We start from the raw sequence: 13999 nt of genomic DNA, 5'->3' as shown, positions 1-13999 counted from the left end.
AAGAAGAGGGACGATATGAAAAAAGTATGGTGGAAAGAAGCGGTTGCTTATCAGGTTTACCCTCGCAGCTTCCAAGACTCCAATGGTGATGGTATTGGGGACTTGAAGGGACTCCTATCAAGGTTAGATTATATAGAAGACTTAGGGATAGATGTTGTTTGGATTTGTCCGATGTATCAGTCACCAAATGATGATAATGGGTATGATATTAGTAATTATCAAGCCATTATGGAAGAGTTTGGAACAATGGAAGACTTTGATGAACTACTTCAAGAAGTACATCGCCGTGGTATGAAGCTTATTATTGATTTAGTTATTAATCACACAAGTGATGAACATCCTTGGTTTATCGAATCACGTTCTTCTAAAACGAGTGATAAGCGTGATTGGTATATTTGGAAAGATAGTAAAAATGGAGAAGAACCTAATAACTGGGGAAGTATTTTCAATGGATCTACTTGGGAGTTTGATGAGGAAACGAAGCAATATTATTTCCACTTATTTTCAAAGAAACAGCCCGACTTAAACTGGGAGAATCCAGCCGTACGAAGTGCTTTATATGAGATGATGAATTGGTGGCTTGATAAAGGGATAGATGGCTTCCGTGTCGATGCTATTAGTCATATCAAAAAAGATAATTCATACACAAATATGCCGAACCCAACAGGGCTTGCGCACGTTCCAGCGTGGGGTCGATATATGAATGTGCAAGGAATTATGCCCTTTTTAGAGGAATTAAAAAAAGAAACATTTGCAAAATACGATATTATGACGGTAGGCGAGGCAAATGGTGTTGGTATTGATGAAATTCATGACTGGGTAGATGAGGAACATGGCAAGTTTAATTTAATTTTTCAGTTTGAGCATTTGAGCCTATGGGATGCAGAAAAAAAGGAAAAGCTGAACGTACCAGGACTTAAACAAGTTTTAACGAGATGGCAAAAAGCGTTAGAAGGAAGCGGTTGGAATGCGCTATTTATAGAAAATCATGATCAAGCTCGAAATGTTTCAACTTGGGGGAATGATCAAGAATACTGGCGTGAAAGTGCAACAGCATTAGCAACGATGTACTTTTTCATGCAAGGGACACCATTTATTTACCAAGGACAAGAGATAGGAATGACGAATGTAAAATTCGCATCTATTGAAGATTATAATGATGTAGCAACTAAAAATTTATACGCACATCGAATAGAGCAAGGGAACTCACATGAATATGTGATGGAAATTATTCGAGCGACGAGTCGTGATAATTCAAGAACGCCAATGCAATGGTCTGCGGATGAAAATGCAGGTTTTACAATAGGAGAACCATGGTTAGGTGTAAATCCAAACTATACAAAAATTAATGTAGATGCGCAGGAAATAGATGCAAGCTCCATTTTAAATTATTATAAAAAGATGATTCGTCTACGTAAGCAACAGGATATTTTCACATATGGCAAATATGATTTAGTGCTAGAGGAACATCCAACGATTTATGCGTACACTCGCACATTAGGTCAAGAAAAGGTTATTGTGTTAAGTAATTTATCTGATGAATTAGTAACAGTAGATGAGGTAGATGGTATTTTCTATAAGAGCGAGAACCTTTTGTTGGCGAACTTAGAAGTAGGAGAGCATGAAGAACTAGCGAGTTTAGAACTTGCACCGTATGAGGCAAGAATATATAAAGTAATGTAAAAAAACGTTTTGTCCTCGGACAAAACGTTTTTTTACTTACTAAAACTATTAATATCCTGGTTTGTTTAGAATCTTAAAGACGTTATTTTTGTAATCTTCCACACCAGGTTGATCGAATGGGTTAATGTCGAGTAAATAAGCGCTATATGCACAGGCCTTCATATAGAAGTATAAAAGATGACCTAAATGCTGCTCATCTAGCTGTTCCATCGTAAGCGTAATTTGCGGTACGCCGCCATCGAGATGTGCAGAAGACGTTGCTTCATGACATGCTAAGTTAAACGCATGAAGTGTTAGACCACTTAAATAGTTCAGCTCATCTCCGTTATTTTCTGCTTCAAAAACAGTTAGATCGTCTACTGCTTTTTCCACATTTAAAAATGTTTCAAATAACATGCGCTTTCCGTCTTGAATGTATTGCCCTAACGAGTGTAAGTCAGTCGAGTAAAGGACAGATGCTGGGAAAATTCCTTTTCCTTCTTTCCCTTCACTTTCTCCGAATAATTGCTTCCACCATTCTTGCACATAGCTCAGCTTGTCATCGAATGTTGCCATAATTTCTATCGGGTATCCAGCGTTATATAAATGATTGCGGATAACGGCATATTGAATAGCACGATTGGATTTTGTATCAAACACTTCGAATTCTTGCTCCGCTATTTTTGCTCCATTAATTAGCTTTTCGATATCGTACCCAGCAGCTGCAATAGGCAATAAACCAACTGCAGTGAAGACGGAATATCGTCCACCAATATTACCAGGTACAACATAGCGAGGATACCCTTTTTCGATTGCTAATGAACGCAAAGCACCTTTTTCTTCATCTGTTGTGACAAATATACGAGCAGCCGCTTGATCGCCATAACGTTTTTCCATATAGTGCTGTAAAAAGCGAAATGCGATAGCAGGCTCAGTCGTTGTTCCTGATTTAGAAATGATGTTCAACGTAACTTCTTTGTCATCTAAATAAGCCATCAGTTGCTTTAAGTATGTACCACTTACTAAATGACCTGCGAAAATAACTTCTACACCGTTTAATTTTTGGAACGGAGTAGATAATGATTCGATAACTGCTTTCGAGCCAAGATAAGAGCCACCAATTCCAATAACGACTAATACGTCCGAAGTGGAACGGATATGCTCAGCAGTTCCTTTAATGTCTTGTAAAAGTTCCTCGCTAATAGTGCTCGGCCAATCTGTCCATCCTAAATAGTCAGCACCTTTTGCAGACTTCGTTTGAATACCCTCGTGGATAGCTTGTAATTTTTGTTCAAGCTCAGGTGAAAGGAGTTGTGAATAATCTCCTGAATAGTTAATTGAAATGTTCATGCTTATCTCCTTTTTATCTTGCGTATTTATCTTTTATTTTATCATTAATTAACTAATGAAATACAGAAAATTCAGTAGTCTATAATGTGCGTTCGATTAATTCCTTGAAATAGGGTCCGGCCTCGATCATTTTGGAGCCGTACCAAAACATTTCACCATCTACTAATACTATTTTCGTATTTGGAAGGAAGGATTGAAATTCTGCTATATGCTTTTCTTGAAAAGGAAATGGTTCGGAAGCAAGTAAGAGCACATCAAGGTTTGCAGCAGCTAACTCTTCTTTCGTCACCGCGGGATATCTAGAATTACCTTGCACGAATGGATTATCAAAACCAAGTGTATGCAGGACATTATTAATATAAGTAGTGCCTCCAACAACCATATATGGTTTTCGCCAAATAACGTATGCTGCTTTTACATGCTCTTTAGGAAGAAGAGCAGAAAATGCTGTCTTGCTGGAAGTTATAAGTTGATCTGCTACTAGTTCTTTATTTGTTAATGAGCCTAGCGTTTTTATTAGTCGATATGACTCTTCTATCGACTGTACTTCCATAACGAAAACAGGGGCAATTTTTTCAAGTACTTGAACAATTTCCTTTGTATTTTCCTCTTTTTCAGCAAGGATAAGATCAGGTTTTAGTTCGATAATTTTTTCTATATTTACTTCCTTTGTTCCTCCCACAATCGGCACGTTTTCGACAGTTCCTTTAGGAAAAATACAATATTTTGTCCGACCAACTATGTCATTTTCCAAATTTAAAGCAAAAAGTGTTTCCGTAATTGCTGGGCAAATAGAAATAATACGTTTTGGTGGAGCAGGAATGTTCAACTGTCTGCCAAGATGGTCTGTCAAAGAGTGTATCATTGAAATCCTCCTTTTTAATTTGGGTAGTACAAGGTCATATTCAACCGAGTTAATACTTTTCCAGGATTATGATAGGTATGGGGTCTGTCAGCTTTGAAGCGAATGGAATCGCCACTTTTTATCGTGTAAACCTCGTTATTTACATGTATTGTAAGTTCACCATCGAAAACAGTTATAAGCTCCTCTGTTCCTTCTAAATGTGCATCAGCACTTAGAAATCCATTTTTTTCGATTTCGACCGAATACACTTCAAACCGCTTTTCATTTTCGAATGGGAAAAGGGGATACACTCGGTATTTTCCATTGTCTTCGGATAATGCTTGGATTTCACTTCCCAAAATAATTTCTGTATCTGATTGCGGAGCATTTATAAGCGTACTAAAAGAAGTTTTCAATCCATTTGCTATTTTCCAAATCGTCGTAATCGTTGGTGTCGATTCTCCTCTTTCAATTTGGCCAATCATTGTTTTGCTTACTCCAGTCAATTCCGCTACCTTTTCAAGACTTAACTTTTTGCTTTCTCTTAAAGCTTTTAAATTTCTTGCAAGGATGAGATGTATTTCCTCCATCAAAAACACTCCTTTTCTTGTTGGACATCATAACGTCAGTAATGTACAATAAAACGTAATCGTTATAACGTCTGTTTTAGACATTGTAACATATATCAGGATGGGGAGGTTCAATATGTCACTAGTATCATTTTTGTTATATGTTGTTATAACTAGTTTTACGCCAGGTCCAAATAACATTATGGCAATGCTATTTGCAAATAAATACGGATTTAATAAGACAATAAAGTTTTGCTTTGGAGTTGGTGCAGGATTTTTTGTCATAATGATATTGTCTAGTTATTTTAATCTAGTACTTCATAATTTCATTCCGAAAATTGAACTTCCAATGATGATTTTAGGAGCAGGTTATATGTTGTTTCTTGCTTTTAAAATAATTACTAGTAGGGCTAGTGATCAAGACGATGATGGAGGGAAATATAATGGTTTTTTGGCGGGGATGCTTTTACAATTTGTAAATCCGAAAGGTATTTTGTATGGCATAACAGTTGTAGGAACTTTCATCCTACCGAGTTATACGTCCAATATTAGTCTACTACTGTTTTCATTATTTTTAGCTTTTGTTGGTTTTCTGAGCACTAGTTGCTGGAGTTTGTTTGGTTCTGTTTTTCAGACGTTTCTATCGAAGTATAGAAGTCAATTTAATGTAGCGATGGCTTTGTTATTAGCTTACAGTGCAATTTCAATCTTTATCGGTTAGTCATTATAGAAAGAAAAAATCCCAAACTATCTTTTATAAATAAGAGTTTGGGATTTTTTGTTACACTGACCAGTGTGTTGGAATAGTGAGTACGCTAGGTAATTTTGTATGCACGTCTCCCTTTGCAGAGTTAAGCTGAACTTGAGTGAGGAAGATGCTTCCTGTGAAATCAGCCCCACTAAGATTGGCATCACGGAAATCAGTCCCTATGAGATCAGCAAATCTTAAGTCGGCATTTCGAAGGTCTGCGGCAATAAGAAACGCTCCTCTTAAGTTAGCGCCTATGAGATTAGCTCCTCTCAAGTTAGCTCCCATAAGATCAGCTCCACGATGATCAATTTTAGTTCTCTTTTTGGAATCTTTGAGCTGTAGTACTTCTTTGCGCACTAGTTCACTAGTTTGTAAAAGTAAAGAGTTTACATTTGCTCGATGTGACGGAATATCTATTTCTATAAGTGAATTAGCATCAAGCATAGTAAGTTGTTTCGTTTTATCTATGGTGATATTCAATTCCTTATGAATTGAGTGTGTCACTTTTAAGGCTAGAGCTTCTGTTAAATACCAAAGCATTTCATGAAGCTGCTGCATAATCGGGAAAACTTGAAACATGTTTTTTGCTATTTCAGGACTTTCACGCCAGTCGATTCCTTCGAAAGTGAGTTGAGAAACCTTTTGCCCTGCACCGAAACAATCAAAAACAGTACATCCCTTAAAACCTTTTTGTCTAAGGCTTTTATGAATGTTACATCGGAAATCTGCTTGCAAGTTTGGGCATGGCTTTCCTGCTTCTTTATCGATTGCAAAATCTGCTGAAGCTGCAAAGGGAAGTGCAGTACAGCATAGTCCGAAGCAATTCTCACAATCAGCTTGCAGATTCTCGCGTTTTGGATAATCACTATTTATAAACAATATCGCACATCCTTTAATTGTGTAGTCTGAATCTTCTGGAATGTATTTCGGATTTATTTTATACTAACATAGGAGATTTTATCAGTAAATATAAGGAAGTTTAGAAAGCGACTGTGTAACAGAATTTTAAATAGGAAGGAGATTTATATGAATTTTTTAGAAAAGGTATTTAATTGGATGTTAATAATAGGGTTGTTGTTATTGCTAGGAAGGATTACTACACTAGCGTTTAGATTTTTTGATATTCCATTTATCACTTTTTTTACAGATTATAGTATCGTTTCGCTTATCATTTTAATAATAGGTGTAATAGGGTCTGAAATTATGAAGCACAATAAATAGTAGATTGATTTATGTCGTGTAAGCAGATATAATCTGTTTATACGACATAAAGAGGTGCATGATAATAAAAAATATAAATGAGTACTTTACGGATATTTATTTTTATTTACATCCCAGCCAGCAAGAAATAATTTCACATCAAAGTGTGCGGATTTTACAATTGATTCAAAAGCAACAGCATGTCACAATTCAAGATGTAGCGCAGCATCTTCATATTTCACATAACACAGCATCTGAACATGTGAAAAAACTAGAGAAAAGCAAGTGGGTACAAAAAGAACGTTCGCAGGAAGATCAGCGTAAAGTGTATTTATCTTTGACAGTGGATGGTTGGATTATGTTGAGGGCGAATACGGAGTTGGATGAACGAAAATTAACAAATGCATTGGCAAAGCTATCGGAGGAAGATCAACAAAAAGTGTTGGAAGGCTTTCGATTGCTAAGTGAGGTTGTGAAGTAATGTATGTAGTTGTGAAAATTTTAGTTTCGGGACTTATTATTGGCTTTGTGACAGAGATTGCAAGGCGATTTCCAACATACGGTGGATTACTGGCAGCACTACCACTAATCAGTATTTTGAGCATCATCTGGCTAACGATTCAAGGTGGGGATGCTCAACATAATAATAAATTCATAATTGGTGTATTGATGGGACTCCCTGCAACAGCAGTCATGTTAGTTGTGATACATATTGTATTAAAACAATCATGGCATTTAAGTGTAGCAATCGTATTAGGTTGTGTAGCTTGGGGATTATTTTTAATGTGTCAAAAACTTGCTCTTAACTTTTTTGGATTAGCTTTATAATTTTACTATGCTTTTATTAGCTTAAAACAAATAAAAAAGCCTTCAAGTCAAATCACTTGAGTTCGAACTAATTGCTGTGCTAGAATCATTTCTTGTGAGACAAGAGAATAAAAATCACAGGAATTATACAACTCGGAGGAATTAAGAAATGAACATATTAGTAGTAAAAGCAAACAATCGTCCAGCTGCAGAGGCTGTTTCAAGTAAAATGTACGAAACATTTATGGAAGGGGTTAAAGACGCACAAGGTCTTAACGTAACTACTTTCGACGTATTCTCAGAAGATATGCCATACTTTGGTCAAGATTTGTTCAACGCATTTGGAAAAATGCAAAACGGAGAAGAATTATTAGATGTGGAGCAACGTATTTTAGCTGCTAAGCAAAAAGCAATGGACGCTTTAACAGCTGCAGATGTAGTAGTTTTTGCTTTCCCATTATGGAACTTAACAATTCCAGCGAAATTACAAACTTTTATCGACTACACATACCAAGCTGGATTTGCATTTAAATATAGCCCAGAAGGTCAATTAATTAGCCTAATGCCTGAGAAAAAAGCAATTCTATTAAGTGCACGTGGTGGAATTTACTCAACTCCAGAAACTGCACCAATGGAAATGGCTGCTACTTATATGCGTAATGTAATTGGTGGCGTATTCGGTATGTCAATTGAAGAAGTAATTATCGAAGGACATAACGCAATGCCAGATAAAGCAGAACAAATTATTGCAGAAGGTCTTGAAAAAGTAACTGCAGTTGCAAAATCATTATCTGCTGAGCTTGTTAAGGCTTAATAATAAAAGTAGAATCCCTTTCTGTTCAGTCGAGCAGAGAGGGATTTTTGTTTTAAGAAAGTATATAAAATACACATCCGTTGATTAACTTTTTTCAGAGTTTTATTCCAAGTAGTGTGTCTTAGTGAATAGCCCCTATGCCTTCGCGCTTGCCGCACCATGCATGAGCCAACTTGTGCTGCGCCCAAGTGGGTCTCATACTTCGGCTCATGCGGTCCGACGCGCTACGGCATGAAGTAAATCACTATCTACATAGGTTAGTAATCATAGGGCTTACCTATAAAATCTGACGGTCAATTTTCTATTTTTCAATGCTTTTACATTTTCAATTACTTACCTATCTGCTACTCTACGTTTTAGTTGGAAAAATGGAAGGCTTAGTTGGAAATGCATTCATTTGCTCTCTCTTTTAAAAAAATGGCTCCACCATTCTAAATAAGTAGCTGGCTCCATTGGATTGGAGCGAAAGAGGCGGCGACACCAGCGGGAAAAGCACGAGCTGAAGACCCTGGACTGAACGAAGTGAAGGAAGCGGCTGAAGCCGTGCCCGCGGTAAGCGTCCGCCTCTGTAGAGCAAATCCCTGCCGAAACCACTAAGACGTACTTTATGTAAAGTACGAATGAGGATGTACAGCAAGTCGAAAATGAGTGTTTTAGTTTTAAAGGATATTCTTTTTTTATTAGCACAAATTTTTAACAGACGTGATAAAATAAGAAAATTTTGTATGAAAAAGATGAAAAAGTACGAAGAAGATGACGAAGTATATATTAAAGGGAACTAATACGGAATTTGGCAAGAAACGTACATATTTGTGAACTTTATTAAAGAAGTGTGAAAAAGAAGGTCAACTTAAATTACTTATATGCATTTAGATTGTATGATAGAGAGTAGCATAAGAAAAGGAATGAAACAGAAATCATGCAAACAGACAATAATATAGAGAAGGACTCATCTACGCAATCAAAGCAAGCGTGGTCAACGATTTTAGCGAAAACTGTGAAGACGGGAATTATTAAATCAAATCTTATTCCAATGTTTGCAGGTTTAACATTGGCTTTGTATACGTACCAAATGAATCCCTTTGATAAAATTCCAGAAGTGTTATTTGCTTTTATCGGTTCAGCATTAGTAATAGCGGCAGCAGGGTCTTTTAATAATTTATACGACCGTGATATTGATCTCATTATGGAGAGAACGAAAAATAGACCAACCGTAACGGGGGAGATCAATCCAACGTTTGTATTATGGCTCGGTATTTTAATGGCTATTTCAGGAATAGGGATTCTTGCATTAGCGACGCCATTAGCTGGATTTTTAGGATTTCTAGGTTTGTTTTTTTACGTAGGTCCATATACAATGTGGAGCAAACGTCGAACGATTTATAATACGGAAATAGGCAGTATTTCCGGGGCAATGCCTCCACTAATAGGATGGGCTGCGATTCATCCAGATGTAACACACCCTGCAGTTATAGGACTTTTTTTAGTTACAGTTATTTGGCAAATGCCTCACTTTTATGCAATTGCAATTCGCAAACATGATGACTATAAAGCCGCTAATGTTCCGATGCTTCCTGTGGTAAAGGGGATTAGACGAACATATATACAAACAAATGTTTACTTAGTTATTTTAATAGCTGCTAGTTTTCTTTTTTGGTCTTTAAGTATAGGAATTACACTAGTAGCGCTTGTTTTAAGTATTATCTGGCTTGTTTTAAGTATTACTGGTTATAAAAAGAAAGACTCGGAGAAATGGGCAAAAACGTTGTTTATCTTTTCGCTTATTCATATGACGGTTCTATTCTCAACAGTTATTCTGTACTCATTAATCGGAGTATTTTTCAAATTGTACTAACCTTAGACAGTAAAAGTTGAGAAACTCGAAGGGGTGTTTTCATGATTCGGGCAATAGTGATAGATGATGAATTACTTTCTTTACAATCTAATACGCGGAAGTTAAAAGAATCCGGAGTTGAGGTTGTTAAGACTTTTTCAAATGGCTTAGATTTATTAGACGAGCTAAACGAACTCGACTTTCATGCTGCTTTTTTAGATATAGAAATGCCAAGTGTAAATGGATTGGATTTAGCCAAACAGATTAAAGCGCAGAAAAATGATGCTTGCATCGTTTTTGTCACAGCTTATCGAGACTATGCAATTGAAGCATTCGAACTTCAGTCGATTGACTATTTGTTGAAGCCAATTCTGAAAGATAGGCTTGAATTAACATTGAAACGAATTGAGAAACAATTAGATTTAACACCAGATTCGGTGACGACACCTGTTATTTCTTCGTTACAAGTAGTATGTTTCGAAGAATTTACTGTATACAGTAATAATGAGCCTATTAAGTGGAGAACTACAAAGGCAAAAGAGCTGTTTGCTTTCTTCATCACCCATTTACAAACGTATATTAATCGAGATATTATTATTGAAAATCTTTGGCCTCATACGGATTACCAAAAGGCAAAAGTACAATTACATACGGCTGTTTCTTATTTACGAAAAACATTAGATGCGGTTGGTTATCCAGGTGTATTAGCATTTTCAAATGAAAGTTATTCGTTAAGATTAGAGAATTTTCATTGTGATGTAATAGAGTTAGAAGAAGTGCTTGATCGTTGCTTGGATGTTAATGAATATAATATTGCGGAGCTGGAACGAGTTATGCATTTGTACACAGGAGATTATATGACGAAGAATGATTATGAATGGGCTTTGATAAAAAAACAGCCTATTCGTCATAAAGTATTATCATCTCTTGAAAAAATGATAGATTACTATACTCAAAGAAATATGCCAAATAAGCAGCATGAATACTTACAATTGCTTATTTACCATAGCCCATATTCCGATTCTACAGTACAACGGCTTATGCAATGGTATATTCAGGCTGGTAACCGTGGAGAAGCGATAAAGCTTTATACTAACTTTAAGTCTACATTGCATAAAGACATCGGTATTACTCCTTCGGAAATGGCAAGTGAATTGTACGAGTCCATCTTAAAATAAAAGCGTGTTGTAAATGGCTAAGCCTTTACAACACGCTTTTTTAATCTGTTATTACGCTTTTCGATTTCGTCGGTCTTTCATTTTGTCTTCTAATGCTTCGGTATTTATCATCGTCTTACCAAGCGTGAGTAATGCGACAAACATAACCCCAGTTCCGACGATTAAGTAAAACATCGTGAATACTTTGCCAAGGCTAGTAGCGGGTGAAAGATTTGTGTCCATACTCGTTGGGATAAGGCTAACGACGCAAAAGTAAATAGCGTCTAGTATACTCCAACCTTCTTTTGTTGTATAGAAGATAGTACCTGAAAGAATGATAAAAAACAACGTAGTAAATAAAGACAAAAATATTGGTTCCTTAAAGGCTTTAAATAGTGCTTTTATCAATCGTTTTAAGGTTAATATAAACGAAAAAATGTTGTTTCCACCTTTCTTTTTAAACAAATGGATTGTAAAAACGTCCACCATTGATGAACATAAAGACAACCATTAATGCGAATAAAAGAAATGTAATAGCGATAGCGATATAATCTCTTTTTACAAAGTTTTTAGCGCTATACCAAGTTCGATTATTACGCTTTCCAAAGCCTCGTAAATCCATTGTGTTACTTACCGTTTCGATGCGATCTAAGCTCGAAAAAATGAGTGGGAACATAATCGAAATCATATTTTTAAACCGCTTACCTAATTTTTCATTGCTTGATAGATCAACACCACGGGCTTGTTTAGAGCGAGCAATCGTTTTGAAATCACGCTGAATATCTGGGATATATCGTAACGCAATAGAAACGGAATAAGCAAGTCGATAGCTTACGCCAATTCGATTAAGAGAAGCGGCAAACTCGCTCGGATGTGTCGTTACGATGAATAATAAAGCAGGTGGAATAACCGCAAAGTATTTAAGTGTAATATTAAATTGATAAAAAAGCTGCTCAAGTGTAATTGAATAACGACCAATCGATCCTGTAATTGCATGCGAAGTGCCGTATATAACAGTGCCATGCTGTGGTGCAAATAAGTAGATGGCAACATTATTTAACAATAAGAAAAACAGGATGAATGCAAGTATAAAGCTAATTTCTTTTAGTTTTACTTTCGATATAAAAAACACAACAATACTTGCAACTAAAATAACGAATAATACACGAGTATCGTATGTGAACATTACTGCAGACGACCAAAGGAGAAAACAAATCAATTTAGTAGCCCCAGTTAAACGATGAACAATGGAATCACGTTCAATATAACTCAGTAGCCCGTTGCTCATCCGCACGCACCTCCCGGTCATATTGGATAAATTGCTCTACGAAATGGGAAGAGTCAACCATGTTGAACTGCTCTGCTAGCTCGTATAAAGAAGATTCCTTTAAATTCGCTGTGCGAATAAGATCTGTATTAGATAAGATACGAGCAGGAGAATCATCTGCTAGAATGCTTCCATTTGATAACACAATTGCGCGATCTGTGTACTCTGTCATTAAATGCATATCATGCGTGATAAGTACGATAGACATTCCTTTGCGAGCAAGTTGTTCTAAAAATGACATTAGCTCTGTCGTATGTCTGTAATCTTGTCCAGCAGTTGGCTCGTCTAGCAATAGAATAGAAGGTTCTAAAACTAAGATAGATGCAATTGATAATCTTTTTTTCTGTCCATAGCTAAGTGCAGAAATTGGCCAGTTTCTAAATGGATAGAGACCGCAAATTGTGAGCGTATCTTCTACTCGTTTTTTAATTTCCTCTTCATCTATATTTTTTTGTTTTAATCCAAAAGCAACTTCTTCAAAAATGATTTGCTCGGAAAACATATGATTTGGATTTTGCAAAACAAAGCCTACACGTTCTGCTCGGGCTTTAATCGAATCATCTTTTGAATCAATGTTGCCAAAGAAGATGGAGCCTTCACTCGGCTTTTCGAATCCACAAATGAGGGAAGAAAGGGTGGATTTCCCCGCTCCATTTGCTCCAATCAGGCTGATCATTTCACCCTTATGTAATGTAAAAGAAACATCACTAATCGTGTTTTCTTTATTTGGATAATGAAAGCTTATGTTTTTAAGAGATAGTACAGCCTCGGAAGTATCGACTTTATGCGAAACAGCTTGTACATTTTCTTGCCAATGAATTAGCTTTTCGCGAAAATGTGGCTTCGATATATTCTCCACTTTTGTTAAAGACATATCAGTTGATAATTCACAGCCTGCATACTTCAATGCTTTAATATAAAGCGGTTCTCTTATCCAATTTTCTGCTAATAGAGAGCTGGCAAGCACTTCATTTGGTGTAATATTTGCAACGATTCTTCCATGGTTCATCAATATAATTCGATCTAATGGTTGTGATAGAACATCTTCAAAACGGTGCTCCACAATAATAATCGTCTTTTTCGATTCTTTTTGAAGCTCGTCAATAAGCAACATTGCTTCTTTTCCAGAAGCCGGATCCAAATTCGCTAGTGGTTCATCGAATAATACAACTTCAATATCATTCACAAGTACCCCCGCTAGTGCAACTCGCTGTTTCTGCCCACCAGATAGTTCTGGTATACGTGCGTTTAAAAAGGAGGACATATGAACTAGACTTGCTGCTTGTTTCACACGTTCTTTCATTTCAGGAAGGGGCACTGCATTATTTTCTAATGCAAAGGCAATATCTTCGCCTACAGATAGCCCAAGAAATTGTCCATCTGTATCTTGTAAAACTGTTCCTACCTTTTGTGAAATAGCGAAGAGATCAAGATTCTGCGATTCTTCGTTTAAAATTTTGAGGCTGCCTGTAATATTTCCTTTATACGCAAAAGGAACAAGCCCGTTCAAACAATGAACGAGCGTGCTCTTTCCTGACCCAGATGGGCCGACAATACAAACTTTCTCTCCTTCATAAATAGTTAAATCTATATTGTGGAGTGTAGGTTTTGATTGACTATTATATTGAAAGCAAAAATCTTTAAACTCGATAACGGGTTTTTTCATGTAAATCTCCTTATCTAC

General features: G+C 36.4%; 14 protein-coding genes. 7 read left to right on the top strand and 7 right to left on the bottom strand.

The genetic code is table 11. The features are described 5' to 3' along the window. Window positions 1–15 precede the first annotated feature (15 nt). Window positions 16–1683 (top strand): glycoside hydrolase family 13 protein, encoded by a 1668-nt coding sequence (locus tag RUH95_RS07030; RefSeq protein WP_313892131.1) that lies wholly within the window; start codon window positions 16–18, stop codon window positions 1681–1683. A 48-nt stretch (window positions 1684–1731) separates the two neighbouring features. Here the strand turns inward: RUH95_RS07030 and RUH95_RS07025 are convergent, their stop codons facing one another. The 3 genes from RUH95_RS07025 to RUH95_RS07015 form a co-directional block, all read right to left on the bottom strand. Further along, window positions 1732–3012 (bottom strand): glucose-6-phosphate isomerase, encoded by a 1281-nt coding sequence (locus RUH95_RS07025; RefSeq protein ID WP_313892130.1) that lies wholly within the window; start codon window positions 3010–3012, stop codon window positions 1732–1734. A gap of 79 nt (window positions 3013–3091) precedes the next feature. Next, entirely contained in the window at window positions 3092–3877 is a 786-nt protein-coding gene (locus RUH95_RS07020) for an ABC transporter substrate-binding protein (protein WP_313892129.1), read from the bottom strand. 14 nt (window positions 3878–3891) lie between these two features. Then, complete coding sequence (locus RUH95_RS07015; protein ID WP_313892128.1) at window positions 3892–4446, bottom strand: helix-turn-helix domain-containing protein; 555 nt, start codon at window positions 4444–4446, stop codon at window positions 3892–3894. A 115-nt stretch (window positions 4447–4561) separates the two neighbouring features. Here RUH95_RS07015 and RUH95_RS07010 point away from each other — a divergent pair, with 115 nt between their 5' ends. After that, a complete protein-coding gene (locus tag RUH95_RS07010; protein WP_313892127.1) occupies window positions 4562–5146 on the top strand; it encodes a LysE family transporter in 585 nt (194 codons plus the stop codon). A 60-nt stretch (window positions 5147–5206) separates the two neighbouring features. On the opposite strand, the gene RUH95_RS07005 is transcribed toward RUH95_RS07010, so the two are convergent. Then, window positions 5207–6055, bottom strand: coding sequence for a pentapeptide repeat-containing protein (locus tag RUH95_RS07005; RefSeq protein WP_313892126.1), 849 nt, complete (start codon window positions 6053–6055; stop codon window positions 5207–5209). Window positions 6056–6455: 400 nt separating this feature from the next. Between RUH95_RS07005 and RUH95_RS07000 the strand changes: the two genes are divergently transcribed. From RUH95_RS07000 to RUH95_RS06980, 5 genes are all read left to right on the top strand, one after another. Continuing rightward, window positions 6456–6857, top strand: a complete 402-nt coding sequence (locus tag RUH95_RS07000) for a MarR family winged helix-turn-helix transcriptional regulator (protein ID WP_313892125.1) — start codon at window positions 6456–6458, stop codon at window positions 6855–6857. After that, entirely contained in the window at window positions 6857–7204 is a 348-nt protein-coding gene (locus tag RUH95_RS06995; protein WP_313892124.1) for a DUF3147 family protein, read from the top strand. Before RUH95_RS07000 ends, RUH95_RS06995 begins: the two co-directional genes overlap by 1 nt. Window positions 7205–7352: 148 nt before the next feature. Further along, window positions 7353–7997, top strand: a complete 645-nt coding sequence (locus RUH95_RS06990) for an FMN-dependent NADH-azoreductase (RefSeq protein ID WP_313892123.1) — start codon at window positions 7353–7355, stop codon at window positions 7995–7997. A 919-nt stretch (window positions 7998–8916) separates the two neighbouring features. Further along, window positions 8917–9852: a heme o synthase gene (gene cyoE / locus RUH95_RS06985; RefSeq protein ID WP_313892122.1), complete on the top strand. Its 936-nt coding sequence runs from the start codon at window positions 8917–8919 to the stop codon at window positions 9850–9852. A 41-nt stretch (window positions 9853–9893) separates the two neighbouring features. Next, window positions 9894–11009 (top strand): response regulator, encoded by a 1116-nt coding sequence (locus RUH95_RS06980; protein WP_313892121.1) that lies wholly within the window; start codon window positions 9894–9896, stop codon window positions 11007–11009. Between the two features lie 51 nt (window positions 11010–11060). On the opposite strand, the gene RUH95_RS06975 is transcribed toward RUH95_RS06980, so the two are convergent. From RUH95_RS06975 to RUH95_RS06965, 3 genes are all read right to left on the bottom strand, one after another. Beyond that, window positions 11061–11354 carry a potassium channel family protein gene (locus tag RUH95_RS06975; RefSeq protein WP_313892120.1) on the bottom strand — a complete coding sequence of 98 codons (294 nt, stop codon included), beginning with the start codon at window positions 11352–11354 and terminating at the stop codon, window positions 11061–11063. Between the two features lie 91 nt (window positions 11355–11445). Further along, window positions 11446–12276, bottom strand: coding sequence for an energy-coupling factor transporter transmembrane component T family protein (locus tag RUH95_RS06970; RefSeq protein ID WP_313892119.1), 831 nt, complete (start codon window positions 12274–12276; stop codon window positions 11446–11448). Next, a complete protein-coding gene (locus tag RUH95_RS06965) occupies window positions 12248–13981 on the bottom strand; it encodes an ABC transporter ATP-binding protein (RefSeq protein ID WP_313892118.1) in 1734 nt (577 codons plus the stop codon). Before RUH95_RS06965 ends, RUH95_RS06970 begins: the two co-directional genes overlap by 29 nt. Between the last annotated feature and the right edge of the window lie 18 nt (window positions 13982–13999).

It is taken from the genome of Psychrobacillus sp. (genome assembly GCF_032154225.1).
In the GTDB taxonomy this organism is placed as follows: domain Bacteria; phylum Bacillota; class Bacilli; order Bacillales_A; family Planococcaceae; genus Psychrobacillus.
This window is presented reverse-complemented; position numbering and strand designations above follow the sequence as displayed.

Bases quoted from the DNA above. Each gene is read 5' to 3' on its own strand.
- RUH95_RS07015 (WP_313892128.1), bottom strand. From the start codon at position 4,446: ATGGAGGAAATACATCTCATCCTTGCAAGAAATTTAAAAGCTTTAAGA.
- RUH95_RS06980 (WP_313892121.1), top strand. From the start codon at position 9,894: ATGATTCGGGCAATAGTGATAGATGATGAATTACTTTCTTTACAATCT.
- RUH95_RS07025 (WP_313892130.1), bottom strand. From the start codon at position 3,012: ATGAACATTTCAATTAACTATTCAGGAGATTATTCACAACTCCTTTCA.
- RUH95_RS06965 (WP_313892118.1), bottom strand. From the start codon at position 13,981: ATGAAAAAACCCGTTATCGAGTTTAAAGATTTTTGCTTTCAATATAAT.
- RUH95_RS06970 (WP_313892119.1), bottom strand. From the start codon at position 12,276: ATGAGCAACGGGCTACTGAGTTATATTGAACGTGATTCCATTGTTCAT.
- RUH95_RS06990 (WP_313892123.1), top strand. From the start codon at position 7,353: ATGAACATATTAGTAGTAAAAGCAAACAATCGTCCAGCTGCAGAGGCT.
- RUH95_RS07010 (WP_313892127.1), top strand. From the start codon at position 4,562: ATGTCACTAGTATCATTTTTGTTATATGTTGTTATAACTAGTTTTACG.
- RUH95_RS07000 (WP_313892125.1), top strand. From the start codon at position 6,456: ATGATAATAAAAAATATAAATGAGTACTTTACGGATATTTATTTTTAT.
- RUH95_RS06995 (WP_313892124.1), top strand. From the start codon at position 6,857: ATGTATGTAGTTGTGAAAATTTTAGTTTCGGGACTTATTATTGGCTTT.
- cyoE (WP_313892122.1), top strand. From the start codon at position 8,917: ATGCAAACAGACAATAATATAGAGAAGGACTCATCTACGCAATCAAAG.
- RUH95_RS07030 (WP_313892131.1), top strand. From the start codon at position 16: ATGAAAAAAGTATGGTGGAAAGAAGCGGTTGCTTATCAGGTTTACCCT.
- RUH95_RS07020 (WP_313892129.1), bottom strand. From the start codon at position 3,877: ATGATACACTCTTTGACAGACCATCTTGGCAGACAGTTGAACATTCCT.